This window comes from Streptomyces sp. LS-MS-L19, from assembly GCF_058382285.1.
In genome coordinates, this window is record NZ_JBYCLL010000001.1 from 2,839,747 (window position 1) to 2,858,111 (window position 18,365).

Annotated in this window: 6 protein-coding genes; all 6 read left to right on the plus strand. The window is 69.1% G+C overall.

Features of this window, described 5'->3' with window-relative positions; translation table 11 throughout:
- Positions 1-761: 761 nt before the first annotated feature.
- The 6 genes from AC2XR2_RS12575 (at position 762) to AC2XR2_RS12600 (ending at position 18,343) form a co-directional block, all read left to right on the plus strand.
- Positions 762-7,052, plus strand: coding sequence for a protein kinase domain-containing protein (locus AC2XR2_RS12575; protein ID WP_491515059.1), 6,291 nt, complete (start codon positions 762-764; stop codon positions 7,050-7,052).
- A gap of 29 nt (positions 7,053-7,081) precedes the next feature.
- Positions 7,082-10,009, plus strand: a complete 2,928-nt coding sequence (locus AC2XR2_RS12580; RefSeq protein WP_491515060.1) for a DEAD/DEAH box helicase — start codon at positions 7,082-7,084, stop codon at positions 10,007-10,009.
- Entirely contained in the window at positions 10,009-14,172 is a 4,164-nt protein-coding gene (locus AC2XR2_RS12585; RefSeq protein WP_491515061.1) for an Eco57I restriction-modification methylase domain-containing protein, read from the plus strand. The genes AC2XR2_RS12580 and AC2XR2_RS12585 overlap by 1 nt, the downstream gene beginning before the upstream one ends.
- Before the next feature lie 33 nt (positions 14,173-14,205).
- Complete coding sequence (locus AC2XR2_RS12590) at positions 14,206-15,327, plus strand: EcsC family protein (RefSeq protein WP_491515062.1); 1,122 nt, start codon at positions 14,206-14,208, stop codon at positions 15,325-15,327.
- A gap of 248 nt (positions 15,328-15,575) precedes the next feature.
- Positions 15,576-17,918, plus strand: coding sequence for a competence protein CoiA family protein (locus AC2XR2_RS12595; protein WP_491515063.1), 2,343 nt, complete (start codon positions 15,576-15,578; stop codon positions 17,916-17,918).
- On the plus strand, positions 17,915-18,343 hold the full coding sequence (locus AC2XR2_RS12600; RefSeq protein ID WP_491515064.1) for a hypothetical protein: 429 nt from the start codon (positions 17,915-17,917) through the stop codon (positions 18,341-18,343). The genes AC2XR2_RS12595 and AC2XR2_RS12600 overlap by 4 nt, the downstream gene beginning before the upstream one ends.
- The last annotated feature ends 22 nt before the right edge of the window (positions 18,344-18,365 follow it).

Below are 18,365 nucleotides of genomic sequence, written 5' to 3' on the forward strand. Positions count from 1 at the left end.
AGCCGAGCCAGTGCTGGTACGACATGCACAGGCGGCGGCAGGCGAGCCGGGTTGTCTTCGCCCGCAAGGGCTCGGGTGATCAGCTGCCGCACACAAACAGGTCCGTAGGTCGAGAACTCGTACTGCTTGGCAGTCCCTTCAACTCCTCGGCGTCGGGCTCCTGCCGCATACGTCCCGCGCCGCCGTGCAGCAGCCGGCGCGGCCGAGCTCAACTTCGGAGCCCCAGGGACGCCTACAGAAGCGGCCCGACCCCGGTAATCCCCCGGGCCGGGCCCAAGCCCTCACGCAGCCGTATGTCCGTGTATCGCAATGGCAGTTGTCGCATCAACTCGACACCAGAGAACACATTTTCTGCACGAATTGGTGCAACCATTTCCACATCCGGAGAGTCCGCGTCTACATGTACACGCGCATCCTGGACATGCAGGCGCAGTCGAGCCAGCCCGGCCACAGTCGTCGGCCTCGCTCGACACGTCCGCTGCGACATGCCGAGACCGGGGCGGCAGCCCGCTCAGCCGCACGCAAGCGAGACGCGCCCACTTCGCCCGACCGTTCGATGCCGCACGCCACCTCCCTTAACAGTGAGGCTCCAGCCCGTTGACAATGTCAACAGGCTAGATTTCTGTAAACTTGACCCGTCATCGTGTACGGTAACCACTGCCTCACTGTCCGTTCTGACACGATGGGCGTGCGGTAGCAAATCAGGGGGCGGGTTCCGTTTCGGAACCGCGAGAACGCGAGCAGTAGGCAGAGGAGCGGCAGTGAGCCACGAGCTCGTCGACGGCAGATTCCGCATCGGGCGCGTCATCGGCAGGGGCAACATGGGGGAGGTCCATCAGGCCGAGGACCTGCGCGCTCCCGAGGACTCGCCCGAGCGCACGGTCGCCGTGAAGACGATCCTGCGTCGCCGCACCGGAGGCCGGATCGAAACCGGCGGCGACACCAAGGCCGTGGAGCGCTTCGCCCGCGAAGTGAACATCATGCGCCAGCTGGACCATCACCCCAACATCACCAGGCTCATCGCCGGCGGCATCGCCACGGACTGCGACGGCCTGCCCTATCTCGCCATGGAGTACCTGGACGGCGAGTCACTGCGCGACCTCATCGAAGAGGAGCCGCAGCTCCCGGTCGCCTGGACCGCCGCCATCGGCGCCCAGATCGCCGCCGGCCTCGCCGCCGCCCACGCGAAAGGCGTGGTCCACCGCGATCTGAAGCCCGCCAACGTCATGCTCACGCGCGGCGGCACTGTCAAGCTGCTCGACTTCGGCATGGGCAGCATCGTCGACGACCCGGATCAGACCCGCCTGACCAGTACCGGCGTCAGCGTGGGCACCGCCCGCTACATGGCGCCCGAGCAGTGCCAGGCCAAGCAGGTCACCCAGGCCGCCGACCTGTACGCGCTGGGCTGTGTGCTGTACGAGACGCTGGTCGGCGTCCCGCCCTTCACGAGCGAGTCGGCGTACGAACTGGCCGAGCGGCATGTCCATCAGGAGCCGAGCCCCGTCCGCGCGATCCGCAGCGACGTCCCCGCCGAACTCGCCCGCCTCGTCGACCGGCTGCTGGCCAAGGACCCCGCGAACCGCCCCGCAGACGCCGTGACCGTACGGGACGCCCTGCTCCCTCTCGCCGTACCGGCGGCCGAAACCTGCCTCGTCCCCGCATGGATCGAGCGGGACCCGACACTCCCCCTGCGCGAGGCCGCCCCCGCCCCCGCGACCGTCCTGCCGCAGCAGCCGACACCGGTGACCGGCTCCAGCGCCGGCATGGACGTCTTCGGTGTCCACCAGAATCTGATCCGCGACTACCGCTCCTTCACCGAGGGCGGCACCGTCATCCGCGACGAGCGCATCAAGGCCTACGTCGAGAAGGACCTGGACGACAAGTCACAGTGGCCGAACCCCTGGCTGTCGCTCAACCCGTTCTTCCAGGGCGGCGGCACGGTGGTCGAGCTCGCCCAGCAGAAGGTGCTGCACCCCGAGTGCGCCCGCATCTTCCAGGCGAAGAAGACCGAGGGCGGCACCGTCTGTGACGGCCGTCCGCTGCTCCTGCACCGGCACCAGCGCGACGCCATCGACGCCGCCGCCTCCGGGGCGTCGTACGTCCTGACGACCGGCACAGGCTCCGGCAAGTCGCTCTCCTACATCGTCCCGATCGTCAACAAGGTGCTGCACGAGCGCGACGAGGAGGGTCCGAACGCTCCGAAGCGGGTGCGGGCGATCATCGTGTATCCGATGAACGCGCTCGCCAACAGCCAGCTGCGGGAGCTGGAGAAGTTTCTGCGCGACGGCTACGGCACGGGCCGCGAGCCAGTCACCTTCGCCCGCTACACCGGCCAGGAGGACGACGAGAAGCGCAAGGAGATCCGCGACAACCCGCCGGACATCCTGCTCACCAACTACGTGATGCTGGAGCTGATGCTGACCCGCCCGGCCGACCGGGCGAGCCTCATCAGGATGGCGCGAGGCCTTGAGTTCCTCGTCTTCGACGAACTGCACACCTACCGCGGCCGGCAGGGCGCCGATGTCGCCCTGCTCATCCGCCGCGTCCGTGAGGCCTGCCAGGCGGAGAACCTGCAGTGCATCGGCACGTCAGCCACCATGTCGACGGAGGGCACGCTGGAGGACCAGCGGCAGGTGGTCGCCGGTGTGGCGAGCACCCTGTTCGGCACGAAGGTCCGCCCCGAGCACGTCATCGGCGAGACCCTGGTCCGCGCGACGGGCGAGGCACCCGACACCGTACCGGCCGAGCGCCTGACCAGCCCCGCCCCCCGCGCCTACGACGACCTGGCGCGTGACCCGCTGGCCCGCTGGATCGAGGACCGCTTCGGCCTCGTCGAGGACAAGGTCACGGGCCGCCTGGTACGCCGGCCACCGACCCAGATCGAGGTCGCCGCACACGAGCTGCACGAAACGTCGGGCGTCGACGAGGAACAGTGCGCGAAAGCGATCCGCGCCACCCTGGAAGCCGGCTCGCAGGCACTCAACCCGCGCAACGAACGGCCGCTGTTCGCGTTCCGCCTGCACCAGTTCCTGTCCAAGGGCGACACCGTCTACGTCACCCTGGAGGACAAGTCATCCCGCCACCTGACCCGCTCCTACCAGCTCGAACAGCCTGGCAGCGGCGGCAAGTTGCTGATGCCGCTGGCCTTCTGTCGGGAGTGCGGCCAGGAGTACCTGACCGTGTGGCGCACGGAGAAGGACGGAGAGGTCCGCTACGAGGCCCGCCGCGACACCTCGGCGACCGGCGGCCGCCAGGGCGACGGCTACCTCTACGTCGACCACGAGCGCGAGTGGCCCTCCAACGTGCAGTACGCGGTGGACGACCGCCGACTGCCCGAGTCCTGGCTGGAGTTGGACGACAAGGGCCAGGAGGTCGTCAAGCGCGCCTACCGTGACCGCGTGCCGAAGGCCGTCACCGTCGACGCTTTCGGCCACGAGGGCCAGGGCGAGCTGAAGGCCGCTTTCATCCCGTCGCCGTTCCTGTTCTGCCTGCACTGCGGTGTGGCCTACGAGCAGACGCGCGGCCGGGACTTCGCCAAGCTGGCGACACTGGACCAGGAGGGCCGCTCCTCCGCGACCTCGCTGGTGTCGGCGTCCATCGTCCGCTCGCTGAAGTCGGTACCGGAGGAGGCCCTCGACCCGAGGGCGCGCAAGCTGCTCACATTCGTCGACAACCGACAGGACGCGTCCCTCCAGGCCGGCCACTTCAACGACTTCGTGCAGATCACCCAGCTTCGCGGAGCCCTGTACCGGGCGGCCCTGGACGCCGGCGACGACGGCCTGCACCATGAGGAACTGGCCTCCGCGGTGACCAACGCGCTCGCCATCTCCCCCTCCGACTACACCGGCGAGACCGAGCTGCCACCGTCGCTGGCCCGCAACGCGGCCCGCACGCTGCGCGATGTGATCGCCTTCCGGCTCTACCTCGACCTGGAGCGCGGCTGGCGCATCACCATGCCCAACCTGGAGCAGACCGGCCTGCTGGAGATCGACTACGAGGACCTGGGCTGGGTCGCCGACAAGCAGGACCGCTGGGAGGGCACACACCAGGCGCTGCGGGACGCCGACCCGGCACTGCGGGCCGAGGTCATGAAGGCCCTGCTGGACGAGATGCGCCGCTCCCTCGCCATCGACGTGTCGTACTTCCGTGACGACGCTTTCGACTCCCTCCAGCGCGCGAGCGAGGAGCGGCTCGTCGACCCGTGGGTACTGTCCTCCGCCGACAAGCCCCGCATCGGCACCGCCTTCCCGCACCCGTCCCGGCCCGGCACGGACCGTTCGAGCCTGTTCCTGTCGGCACGCGGCAAGTTCGGCAAGTACCTGCGGCGCACGGACCGTACCTTCCGCGACCTGGACCAGGACGACCTGCAGCTGATCATCGCCGAGCTGTTGAAGGTGCTGACCAAGGCGGGCCTGGTGAAGGAGGTGGAGGCCGTCCCGCAGCGGGCCGGCCGCTACCGCCGGGCTTCGTCCGTTGCCACGACCGGCTACCGGGTGGCCGCCCAGTCACTGGTGTGGCGCGCGGGCAAGGGAGAGTCGGGCGCGCACGACCCGCTGACCCGCACCTACCAGAGCGGCGACGGCCCGCGCATCAACACGTTCTTCCTCAAGCTGTACCAGGAGACCGCCGACGCGCTGTCCGGCCTGTACGCCCGCGAGCACACCGCGCAGGTGTCCCCGGAGGATCGCGAGGCGCGCGAGAAAGCCTTCCGCAAGGCGGAGTTGAAGCTCCTGTACTGCTCCCCGACGATGGAGCTTGGCGTCGACATCTCCGAGCTCAACGCGGTGATGATGCGCAACGTGCCGCCCACGCCCGCCAATTACGCCCAGCGTTCCGGCCGCGCGGGCCGCAGCGGCCAGCCCGCGCTGGTGACGACGTACTGCGCGACGGGCAATAGCCACGACCAGTACTACTTCCGCCAACCCTGGCGCATGGTGGCGGGCGCGGTGGCCCCGCCGCGACTGGACCTGGCCAATGAGGACTTGGTCCTCTCTCACCTTCAAGGCATCTGGATCGCCGAGGCCGGCCTGCGCCTGGGCCGCTCCGTCCCGGACGTCCTCGACGTGGCGTACCCGGACTCCGGCGAGCGCCCGGACCCCGCCTTGCACCTGCTGCCGGACATCCGGGACGCGGCCCACGACGACGGCGCCCAGCGGCGCACGGTCAACGCGGCACTGCGCGTCCTCGGCCCGTTGTTCCGAGACTTCGCGGACACCACGTGGTGGCACGACGACTGGATTGACGACAAGGTCCGCACCGTCGCCGAACGTTTTGACCGCGCCTTCGACCGCTGGCGGAGCCTGTTCCGGGCCGCCTTGGACGACCAGTACGTCCAGAACAAGCGCCGCCTGGACTACAGCCTCACCGAAGGCGACCGCAACCGCGCCAACGCCCGCCGACGCGAGGCCGAGACGCAGCTGAACCTCCTCATGAACGAGAGTGTCGACAGCAAGTCGGTCCTCTCCGACTTCAACCCCTACCGCTACCTGGCCTCCGAGGGATTCCTGCCCGGCTACAGCTTCCCGCGTCTACCGCTCGCCGCGTACATCCCGACGATCGGCCGCCGCCGCGGCGACGGCGACTACCTCCAGCGCCCCCGCTTCCTCGCCATCCGCGAGTTCGGCCCCGGTTCGCTGATCTACCACGAGGGCGCCCGCTACCAGGTCACCCGCATCCAGCTGCCCCCGGACTCCTCCGGCGAGCTGACCACCGGCGAGGCGCGCCGCTGCGCCAACTGCGGCTATCATCACGAGCCCAAGGAGCGCGAGGACCGCTGCGGCTTCTGCAACGAGACGCTGGGCGCCGCGACCTACGGCCTGCTGCACCTGCACACCGTGTACACCACCCGCCGCGAGCGCATCTCCTCGGACGAGGAGGAGCGGCGCCGGGCCGGCTTCCGGCTGGAGACGTCGTACCGCTTCCACGACCACGGCATCCGCAAGGGCCGCCTCAACGCGACGATCACCGCCCCGGACGGTCGGCTGGCGCAGATCACCTACGGCGACTCCGCCACCATCCGCATCACCAACACCGGCCGGGTGCGCGCCCGTACGGACGAGCCGCCGGGCTACTGGCTGGACCTGGCGGACGGTCGCTGGATGAACGACAAGGACGCGTCCGAGGCGTCCGGCGACTCCAGCGAGCTGCCGCTGGTGGACGCGGACGGCAACGAACGGCGCCGCAAGAAGCGTGTCATCCCGTTCGTGGAGGATCGCCGCAACATCCTCGTCGTCACCCTCGACGAAGCCCTGCCGGAGCCGATCGCGCTCACGCTGATGTACGCGCTGGAGCGGGGCATCGAGGCCGCGTTCGAGCTGGAGGACGCCGAGCTCTCCAGCGAACTGCTGCCGCCGGACGACGGCCCCAGGCGCCGCATCCTCTTCATGGAGGCGGCGGAGGGCGGTGCCGGCGTGCTGCGCCGCCTCCAGGCCGAGGACGACGCCCTCGCCAAGGCGGCCCGCCGCGCCCTGGAGATCTGCCACTTCTCCGCTGACGGCAAGGACGAGGGCGGTGAGGAACACCGCCCGGGACGGGCCTGCGCGCTCGGCTGCTACGAGTGCCTCCTCACGTACGGCAACCAGCTCGACCACGCCCAGATCAACCGGCACACGGTGGCCGGGCTGCTGGTGCGGTTCGCGTCGGCGACGGCTCAGCGGGAGTCGCGGGGCGAGTCGCGCTCGGAGCAGTACCGGCGGCTGCTGGCCGAAACCCCGGCCGCTCCCACGGCCGTAGAGACGTCTGCGGCTGAACTGGCCGCACAGGGCGACTTCCTGGGCTGGGCGAAGGCGCGCGGGCTGCGGCTTCCCGACGAGAAGGACGTCTTCCTCACCGACGCGAACGCGGCACCGGACTTCGTCTACCGGCTCCCGGGCGCCAACGTCGCGGTGTTCGTCGACGACCCCGACACCGAGCCGAGCGCGCTGCGCGACGCCGACGCCGAGGAGCGGCTGTTCGACGCCACCTGGGACGTGGTCCGCTTCCCGCACGGCGGCGACTGGGACGCGATCGCCGCCGCCAACACCCGGTACTTCGGCTCCCCCGCCGCCAACTAGTCACCCACTCAGAGGATTTGAAGAGCGCTATGGCATTCACGTACTCCGCCGGATCCCTGGTGAAGGCCCGTGGCCGCGAGTGGGTGGTACTCCCCGAGAGCGAGCCCGACCTGCTCGTCCTGCGCCCGCTCGGCGGCTCGGACGACGACATCGCGGCCGTGTTCCCGTTCGAGCCCGTCGAGGAAGCCCGCTTCGCCCCGCCGGAGCCGACCGACCTCGGCGACCAGCGGGCGGCGGGCCTGTTGCGTACGGCCCTGCGCGTGGGCTTCCGCTCGGGCGCGGGCCCGTTCCGTTCGCTGGCGGGCATCGCGGTGGAGCCGCGCGCGTATCAGCTCGTACCGCTCCTGATGGCCCTGCGCCAGAAGACGGTCCGCATGCTGATCTCGGACGACGTCGGTATCGGCAAGACGATCGAGGCGGGCCTGATCGCAAGCGAGATGCTGGCGCAGGGCGAGGCGAGCGGGCTGGCGGTCCTCTGCTCCCCGGCCCTGGCCGAGCAGTGGCAGCAGGAGCTGCGCAGCAAGTTCGGCATCGACGCGGAGCTGGTGCTGTCCTCGACGGTGTCGCGGCTGGAACGGGGGCTGGACCTGGGGCAGTCCCTGTTCGACAGGTACCCGAACGTGATCGTCTCCACGGACTACATCAAGTCCCCGCGCCACCGCGACGACTTCGTGCGCCACTGCCCGGACCTGGTGATCGTCGACGAGGCGCACACGTGTGTGGTCGCCGACGAGACCTCCACGAGCTCGCAGAGCCAGTTGCGCTACGAGCTGCTGCGCCGGGTGGCCGAGGACGCCGACCGCCATCTGCTCCTCGTGACGGCGACCCCGCACAGCGGCAAGGAGTCGGCGTTCCGCAACCTGCTCGGCCTGATCAAGCCGGAGCTGGAGCATGTGAGCCTGGACTCGGAGTCGGGCCGAAAGCTGCTGGCCCAGCACTTCGTGGCGCGCAAGCGGGCGGACGTACGGCAGTACCTCACGAAGGAGGACGGCCTGGCGGACGACTCCCTCGCCGAGCGCACGGCGTTCCCGTCGGACCGCTACTTCAAGGACGAGACGTACAAGCTGTCCCCCGAGTACCGGGCCCTGCTGGACGACGCGATCGCGTATGCGAGCGAGCGCGTCGAGGAGGCGGGCGGCCAGGGCAAGCGTGAGGCGCGAATCGCCTGGTGGTCGGCGATCGCGCTGCTGCGCTCACTGGTGTCGTCGCCGAGAGCCGCGGCGCAGACCCTGACGACCCGCTCGGCGGCCGCGATCGCGGCGAGCGCGGAGGAGGCCGACAAGCTGGGTGCACCGCTGAACAGCGACTCACCCGGCAACGATGCCCTGGAGGGCATCGACGTGGCGCCGGGTGCGGAGACGGCGGCCGACTCTCCCCTGGCCGACCTGGCGAAGCTCGCCGAGCAGTTGGAGGGCCCGGAGAAGGATCTCAAGCTGAAGGCCCTCATCAAGCACCTCAAGGCGCTGCTGGCCGACGGCTACAACCCGATCGTGTTCTGCCGCTACATCCCGACGGCCAAGTACCTGGCCGAGCAGCTGGAGAACGACCCCGAGAAGAAGAAGCGCAGCCCCCTGGGCGCGAAGACCGTCGTCAAGGCGGTCACCGGCGAGCTGTCGCCGCAGCAGCGCATCGAGCGGATCGAGAAGCTGGCGACGGAGGCCGGAGAGGACGCGGCGGCTCGCCGGGTCCTGATCGCCACGGACTGTCTGTCGGAGGGTGTGAACCTCCAGCACCACTTCGACGCCGTCGTCCACTACGACCTGGCCTGGAACCCCACTCGCCACGACCAGCGCGAGGGCCGCGTCGACCGCTACGGCCAGCGCCGCGACGAGGTCCGCGTCATCACCCTGTACGGCGACGACAACGGCATCGACGGCAAGGTCCTGGAGGTGCTGATCAAGAAGCACCGCCAGATCAAGAAGGACCTCGGCATCTCCGTGTCGGTCCCGGACGAGCTGTCGACCGGCGTCACCGACGCGATCGTGGAGTGGCTGCTGATGCGCGGCCGGGAGGACCAGGACGCCCTCTTCAGCGCGGACGCCTTCAAGGTGAGCAAGGAGAAGCTGGAGAACGACTGGAACTCGGCGGCGGAGCGCGAGCGCACCTCCCGCTCCCGTTTCGCCCAGCGCTCGGTGCACCCCGAGGAGGTGGCCCGCGAGGTCACCTCGATCCGCCAGGCACTGGGTGGCACGGGCGAGATCAGCACGTTCGTACGGGAGTCACTGGGCGCCCTGAACGCCGTACTCCGCGGCGACGGCGAGGACTTCACGGCACAGGTCGGCGGTACACCGGCGGGGTTGCGGGACGCCATCGCGTCCACCGTCGGCGCGGAGATGGTCGAGAAGGACCGCGAGATCCCGTTCCGCAGCGACCCTGCCGTGACGCGCGGGGAGGCGGCGCTGGTCCGCACGGACCCGGTGGTGGGGGCGCTGGCGTCCCACGTTCTGAACGCCGCACTGGACACCCAGGCGGAGGGTGCCCGGCCCGCACGCCGCTGTGGGGTGATCACCACAGATGTGGTGAGTACCAGGACGACGCTGCTCCTGGTCCGCTACCGCTTCCACCTCACACTGCCGTCGAGGAACGGTGAGCGGCAACTGGTGGCGGAGGACGCGAGACTGCTGGCCTTCGAGGGCGCGCCAAGGAACGCGGCGTGGTTGCCGCAGGAGCGGGCGGCCGAGCTGCTGGACGCGACGGCGTCGGACAACACGGACCCGCACTTCGGCGAGCGGACGATGACCCGCATCCTGGATCAACTGCCGGATACCAACGCCCATTTGGAAACCTACGGCGAGGAACTGGCGGCCGAACTGCTCGCCGCCCACCGCCGGGTGCGCACCGCGGCCGGCGAGATCGTCCGCGGCCTGTCCGTCACGGCCCAGAAGCCGGCCGACGTCCTCGGCGTCTACGTCTACCTGCCCGCCACCACGTCCGTCCCCGCTGGAGCGTCCGCCTGATGTCCGCCACCGCCCGCAACCAGGCGTTCACCGCTGTCCACACGGTCGGGGGGCTGCTTCCCACCGACATGCTGCTCAGGATCTCGGAGGGCAAGGACGTCCCGGGTTCCAAGCCTGCCGACTACGGCCTGCCGTCGTCCCGTTCGGTACGGGACGAGGCGGAACGCAGCTGGGAGTATCTCAAGCCGCTATGGCGGGAGTTGCGCACGCGCCTGCCGGAGAACCGCGAGACGGGCGTCCCCGCGGCCGACCCAACAGGAGTCGCCGACACGGACTGGTTGGCGCCGTTCTGGCGTGAGCTGGGCTTCGGCCGGCTCACGGCGATCGGCCCGGCGGGCATCACGGCCGACTCCGACGCGGAGAAGAGGTTCCCGGTCTCCCACCGCTGGGGCCAGGCCCTGATCCACCAGACGGCGTGGAACTCCGACCTGGACAAGCGGCCGGGCGGGGCGGGTACGGTCCCGCCGCAGTCGATGCTCCAGGAGTGCCTGAACCGGACGGAAGCCCACCTGTGGGGCGCTCTGACCAACGGCCGCCAGGTCCGCCTCCTCCGCGACTCCAGCGCGCTCGCCACGGCGTCGTACGTCGAGTTCGACCTTGAGGCCATCTTCGACGGTGAGTTGTTCAGCGAGTTCGTGCTGCTGTACCGGCTGCTGCACGCGTCGCGGTTCGAGGTGGCGGAGGGGGCGCCGCCGTCGACGTGCTGGCTGGAGTCCTGGCGTACGGCGGCCATCGAGTCCGGCACCCGCGCGCTGGAGCACTACCGCGACGGCGTGCAGCAGGCTTTGGCCGCGCTCGGCACGGGTTTTCTACGCCACCCCGACAACACGACCCTGCGGGAGGATCTGGACCCGCCGGCGCTCCAGTCGGCGCTGCTGCGGCTGGTCTACCGGCTGATCTTCCTGTTCGTCGCGGAGGACCGCGGCGCCCTGCTGGACCCCGAGGCCGGCGAGCAGGCTCACGACCGCTACCACAAGTACTTCTCGACGGCCCGGCTGCGCGAGCGGTCGCAGCGCAGGCAGGGCACCGCGCACAGCGACCAGTACGCCGCCGTGCAGCTCGTGCTGGCCGCGCTGGGTGAGGAACAGGGAAGGCCGGAGCTGGGTCTGCCGGGGTTGGGCGGTCTGTTCAACGTCACGGAGGCGGATGCGCCCCTGCGGGACGCCCGGCTCTCCAATCGGTACTTCCTGGAGGCGGTACGGCATCTTGCGCGCGTCCGTGACGCCGACTCCGGACGCTGGCGGTCCGCCGACTACCGGCATATGGGCGCCGAGGAGTTGGGCTCCGTGTACGAGGCGCTGCTGGAGCTCGTGCCGAAGCACAGCGCGACGAAACGGACGTTCGAGCTGGTCGACCGGACGGGCAACGACCGTAAAAAGACGGGCAGTTACTACACTCCGTCGGCGCTGACCGAGACGCTGCTCGACTCGACGCTGAACCCGGTGATAGACGCCGCCGTTGCGCGGGGCGAGGAGCGGGCGCGGTCGGAGGGGCTTTCCGACCCCGCCGAGGCGATCGTCGAGGAGCTGCTGTCGCTGACGGTTTGCGACCCGGCTTGTGGATCCGGCCACTTCCTCGTCGGCTCCGCCCGGCGTATCGCCAAGCGGGTGGCGTCGGTGCGGGAGCGTCTCCCCGAGCCGACGGAGGACGTGGTGGGCGAGGCCATGCAGGAGGTCGTCGCGCGGTGTGTCTACGGAGTGGACCTCAACCCCATGGCGGTGGAGCTGGCCAAGGTGTCCCTATGGCTGGAGGCCATGAAGCCGGGGCGGCCGTTGGGGTTCCTGGACGCGCATATCAAGCATGGGAACGGGCTGATCGGTGCGACGCCGGCGCTGATGAAGGACGGCATCCCCAGTCGGGCGTTCAAGAAGACCGAGGGCGACGACGAGGCTTTCGCGAAGCGGCTGTTCAACGAGAACGAGCAGCAGCGGCAGGGCCAGGGGCTGCTGTTCGAGGCGGAGGAGAAGGAGCCTACGGTCGCCAACACGGCCTTCGGGACGGGGTTGCGCCGGATCACCTTCGCGCCCGGTCGAAGGCTGAAGGATGTGCGCCGCAAGGAAGAGGCGTACAAGGCGTGGTCGACGTCGGCGGAGTATCTGCGGGCGTTGCATCGCGCCGATGCGTGGTGTGCGGCGTTCGTGTGGGAGAAGCGGGAGGATGCGCCGCCGGCCATCACGCACCAGGTGTTCATGGGGCTTGAGGACCCGGAGGGGGATGCTGCTCCGCGGTCGACTCACGATGAGATCGTGCGGTTGCGGGACCAGTATGCGTTCTTCCATTGGCACTTGGAGTTTCCTGAGGTGTTCCTTGTGCCGGAGGGGGATTCCGGTTCGGGTACGCCTGTGTCGGGGGTTGATCCTGCGACGGGCTGGGCGGGGGGATTCTCGTGCGTGGTGGGGAATCCGCCGTGGGACAAGGTCGACTTCGAGGACAAGAAGTACTTCAGCGTCGTCGATCCGGAGATCGCGGCGATCTCCGGGACGGCTCGGCGGACGCGGATTGTGGAATGGGAGCGGGAACATCCGGCGGAGGGGGCGCGGTATCGGGAGGCGCGCCGCAAAGTGAAAGCAACCTTTCACTTTGCCGGGGACTCCGGGGTGTTCCCTCTATGCGCGCAGGGCCTGACAGTCAAGGGTGTCACCATGATCCAGACAGACACTCTCTTTGCTGAGCGAATGTCGAGCATTGTCGCGCCCACAGGTCGGTTCGGTGCGGTCCTCCCCACGGCAATCGCCACTGGCGCCGGCTCCCAGCACCTGTTCTCAAGCTTCACGCGGCGGGAAGCGCTGGTATCCCTCTACGATTTCGAAGTGCGGCGCGCCAAATCGGCAGCACTCCCGCGCGGAGGAAAGTGGTTCGATATCGATTCCAAGCAGTCGTTCTGCTTGCTATCTCTTACCGGACGCGCCTTGCGAGAAACGGCCGCTCGTTTCGGCTTCTCGCTCAGCGACATCACTGACCTCGATGATCCGAACCGCGTCTTCGCCCTGACCGCTGAAGACATCAACCTAATCAACCCCAACACCGGTACGCTTCCTAAGTTCCGTTCCCGACGCGATGCAGACCTGACGACAGGAATTTACCGACGTTTCCCTGTCCTATGGAACGAGGGACAGCGGAACGGAAATCCGTGGCTAATGGCGTTCAAGGCCACGTTCTTCCACACAACTGACGACTCCGACCTTTACCGTACGCGTGAGGAATTGGAGGACGCTGGTTGGAAGCTGGAAGGCAACATCTTCGTGCGGGGCGGCGAGCGCTTGCTACCGGTGTACGAGGCCAAGATGATCCACCTCTACGACCATCGCTGGAACTCCTTCACTGGAACCGGCAGTGAGGATCGTCGCCGCCTCGAATCCGCCGAGAAGCAGAACCCGAAGGCGCACGCGGATCCTCGCTATTGGGTGGCCGAGAACGGCCCAATCGCAACGATCCGGAAGGGTAAGGAGAGGGAGGAGCGTGGGGTCACCGAGCGCCTCTCCGAATTGGGCTGGGACTGCAACTGGCTGCTCGGCTGGCGAGACGTCACCTACTTCACCAACGAACGAACGGCCATCCCGGCTTTCCTTCCTCGCACGGCAGGAGTTGAGACGCTCCCACTGATGTTGCCCCGGGTTGCTGCCCCGCTGGTTGCCGCCCTTGTTGCGGCCCAGTCCTCCCTAGTCTTCGACTTCGTGAGCCGCCAGAAAATCAACGGTGCGCACATGAAGCTGTACACCTGGAGGCAGCTCCCCGTCCCCACCCCCACCACCCTCGAACCTCACCTCCCCTTCCTCCTTCCCCGCGTCCTCGAACTCGTCTATACCGCCTACGACATGACCCCCCTCGCCCGCGACCTGGGTGACGAGGGTGAGCCGTTCCGCTGGGACGAGCCTCGACGGGCACAATTGCGGGCCGAGTTGGACGCGTACTTCTTCCACCTTTACGGCGTCTCGGCCGAGGACACCGACTACATCCTGGAGGCGTTCCAGTCGGAGTCGGGCGGCCTCAAGAACAACGAGATCGGCAAGTTCGGCGAGTACCGGACCAAGCGGCTCGTCCTCACCGAGTACGACCGCATGGCCACCGCCGGCCTGAGCCTGGAGAAGCCCCTCGTGGACGGCGAGACCTACACCTCCCCGCTCACCCCACCCCCGGGCCACGGCCCGCGCCACCCCGCCTGACAGCTCGTCCCAGAGACAGGAGCTCCACGGACCATGAGCGACCCGCAGTACCCGCAACAGCCCGATCTGCTTCCCTCGGACTACGAGCTCGACGCCTGGCGTGCCATCCAGCAGTTCAGGGGCCGCCCACTGTCACGAGCGATGGCCAACGCTGGCGAGCACGTGGCCAACGGAGTCGGAAAACTCGGCACACGTGTCGCGAAGCAACTGGAGAACCACCCACGCGCGCAATCAGCGGTCGCAAAGGGTGCTCAGAAGGTCGGCGCCGGGGCTCGTGGAGCCGCCGACGCACTGCCTGACTGGAGCGGCACAGCCGTTCAGTCCATACGGCAGACCCTGGGGCGGGTCTCGCGAGCGGGACTCTCCTCGAAGCGTGTGGTGACGCTCCACAAGAAGCGCGGGCACGAGGTCGAGTCGCTCCGCGACCTGCGCCGCCTCGACCTCGAGCTGGTCGACGCTGTCCGTGGACGGAAGGCGAGCTGGTACTACCCGGCCGCCGCGGCACTCTCAGGAGCGGGTGCCGGGCTTGTGATCTCCGGAGGAGAACTTGTCCTCGCCGCCTCCGCCGGCGCCGCGGCTGCGCCCTCCGGAGGTGCGATCGCGGGGGCGTTCGCCGCAGATACGGCTGCGGTCCTCGGACTCGCGTCCCGTGCCGTCGGCCAGGTCTCGCTGTTCTACGGCTACGACCCCGAAGAGCCCGCCGAGAAGCTCTTCGTGATGTCTGTCGTGAACGTCGGAACGGCGAGTTCGGCCACCGCCAAGAACGCCGCGATGGCCGACATCTCACGGCTCACCCAGGCGCTCTTCCGCGGCAAGGCATGGGACGTCCTCAGCGACTCGGTCGTCACCAAGGTCTCCCAGCAGTTCGCGAAGGCCTTCGGCTTCCGTCTCACCAAAAAGGGGCTCGGCAAGGCCGTACCCGCATTCGGGATCGCCATCGGAGGCACCCTCAACTGGGCCACTCTGGAGGGGATCGTCGACGCCGCCGAGATGGCCTACCGGCGACGGTTCCTCCTGGAGAAGTACCCGCATCTCGCCGACGAGGAGGAACCGGGACCGTTCCTCGGCGACGACCCCGACGTACCGGACGACGCCGACGAGGAGATCAGCGTGCTCGCCGAGATCGTCGAGGCGGGCGGACCCGACCTCCACTGACCCCTCGTGTCCCAGCGGTGCGCGCCGTCACGTGACCGCTGGGACGAACGGGGCTCAGTCCGCCGCTGCGAACTCCATGAACTGCGACCACTCCGCACGCCCGATGGCGAATTGCAGGCGCGTCTCGCCCCTGGAGTCGCGTACAGGCACAGACTGTTCGGCTGTACCTCCGCCTTCACCCCACCCCCAGGGAGGGCCCCGCCGTCTCCCTGACCCAACCACCGCCCGCTTTTAAGCCAGGAGCCAGGATGGTCTCGCCCACCTCCGAGGAAGACACCCGCAAGGTTCAGACGGCGGTCATCGGTGAGGCCGAGTCGGACTGGCCGGTGTTCCTGCCGTACGACCATGACGACTTCGACCGGTTCATGCGAGGCCGGACCCGCGACGACTTCTACTGCGGCGTCCTGCTGGGCGGCTGCGGCAAGAAGTTGACCCCGAAGCGGTACACGGAGAAGAAGTGCCACTTCGCGCACCGGCCGCCCGTGCACTGCCGCCGCACGGAGACCGGTGAGGCCAGCGCCGACCATCTCTACATCGGGCAGGCGCTACGACGCTGGCTGCAGCGGCAGGGGTACCAGGACGTCGAGGTCACGTACCTGGACCCCGGCTCGGTCCACGGTGGAGCCGTCGAGGTCCGGTTCGGCCAGGGCCGGTCCCGGCTCATCCGGGTCCAGTTGGCCCGGCTCTCCCTCCGCGAGTGGCAGGAGACTCGCGAACGCCTCGCCGACCGGCACACCCACGTCCACTGGGCGTACGGACCCTACTGTGGGCTCTCGCACAACGAGGTGGACGCCGCCGGGCATGCCATCCGCATCTCCTGCCGCACCGAGGGCGAGACCCGCGAGGTGTACGTCGGCACGCAGTACCCGGACAACAGCCTCGCGTGGTCGGCCCTCACCGAGTGCCGTCTCTCGGACGAGGGGATCCTCACGCCCCGCCTCGACGCCGAACCGCCCGCGAGCAGCACCCCCGCTCCCGCCCCTGCGGCCCCTACGCCCGTGGCCTTCCCGCTGGCTCCGGGCACCATCGCCTTCACCGCAGCGACCGAGCTCCCAGCACCACACCCCGACCCGGACGGCACCGCCGTACGCCTCTACGAGGCCGACCTCCAGCCGCTCGGCTCGGCCGTCGTCCGGGCCCGGATCACCCTGCCGCACGCCCACCCCGCCCCTCCTCCTCACCAGCTGCACGTCATCTACTCCACAGCCCACCTGCTGCCTCTCACCGAAGCGGCCCCCTCCGAGCCCGCCTGGCTCATACGCGCCGATGGCGCCTCGCCCCTACCCCAGCAGACCGACTCCCGTTGGCCGGACCTGCGCCCGGCATCTCCGCAGCCCGAGCCGTCCCCGCCAACCCCCACGACGAGCGAACCGGCCACCTCTACACCCCACCCTTTCCCCCTTGATGAGGCCGAGACGATCCGCGTCTTCCGCTCAAGGCTCGGTGATGTCGCCCGTGCCCGCGGCCTCATCAACTGGGAGACGCTCGTCAGCCACGCGGGAGCGGCACCCGGCGACATCACTCCGGAGGAACGCGTCCGCCTGCTCATCGCTGTGGACCACCCCCGAGCGAACGCCAAGCCCGTACTCTCGGCGCTCGTCAAACCCGCCCTGGCCCCAGCCGCGCCCGCCCCGTACTTCACCGACGTCCTTGCCGGCCTCGGCTGGCGATCCGACCTGTCCGAGGCGAAGGTGGCGGAGATCTGGGAACGCGAGCGAAGGACCGCCTACGCCCTCGCCGCATCGGCCCCCGCAGCGCAACAGCCCTCGGCCGGACTGTCAGAGGCGAAGGCCGGTAACGCCCACGTGCTGAACGAGGCGCGGCTCGTGGCCCGGCTCCGCGAGCATCTGGAAGTCGTCGCCAAAGGACGCGGCATCATCAAGTGGTCGACCCTGCTCAAGAAGCAGCACATCTCGCCGTCCACGATGTCCAGTGAGGACTGCGTTCGGCTGCTGGCCGCAGTAGACAGGTCCTACGTTCCCGGGCGTCGGTTGTTGTCGGCCCTGGTGAAGGCGGACGGGCAGACTCCAGGGCCGGCCCCGTTCTTCGGCGACGTGCTGACGGAGTTGGGCTGGAAGCCCGACGCTGCCACCCCGACCGTAGAGGCAGCATGGCGGGCCGCCGTGGACAGGGCCTACGCGCGGGGCTCACAAGCCGTGCCCGTGGCCCGAATCGCTCCCGCCGAGGAGAACCGCGTGCTCTGGGGCAAGCTCGGAACCACCAAGGCAGCCGTGGTCGTGGCCGTTCGGCGGGCACTGATCGACGCCGCCCGCCGCCAGGTTTGTGTGGGCTGGCACACGCTCGCTGCTGCTGCCGGGCTCAAGCCGACGGACCTCACCGACCGAGCCAGGGAAGCGATCCTCGTAGCGGTCGACAGCCCGCCCACCTACGGGGTGTTGCTCTCCTCCCTCGTGGTCGCCTCGGAGCACACGCCTGTGCCGTACTTCGACGCCATCCTCAAACGCCTCGGACGGCCACACGGTCTGCGCCCCATCGAACTGGGCCAGCTCCGGAAGGCGGAACAGGCCCGAGCGTTCGCGGCATTCAATGCTGCCGCCGACACCGCCGAGTACCCGAAGGAGAGAACATGAGAACGAACCGTCGTCGCCTCGCGATCGGCATAGCCGCTACCGCAGCCGTCGTCACCCTGTCCGGCGCGGTGGGAGCGGTCGCCGGCGCCTATTTCGTCACGACCGGCCAGACCGGCGCGCGGGGCCCGGCGGGACCGGAAGGCACACGGGGACCGCAAGGGCCTCAGGGTGAGCAGGGGCTACAAGGTGAGCGCGGCCCCAAGGGTGACCAGGGAGAGCCCGGCGCCTCCGCTGAACCAGCCGCCCTCGGCATACCGGACGCCGGTTCGACGGGCCCCGACCTCTCTGGCGGCCTGCTCATCAGCTCCGGCACATGCCCGGTAGGAACCTCTCAGTGGGACACCATCTACGTGGGCCGCAACTCCGTCCTCGGGTCGCCGGGCGACGTAGACATGCGCGCGATGACGCTCTGCAAGATCTTCTGAGCGCCACCGCGCACACCGCTCG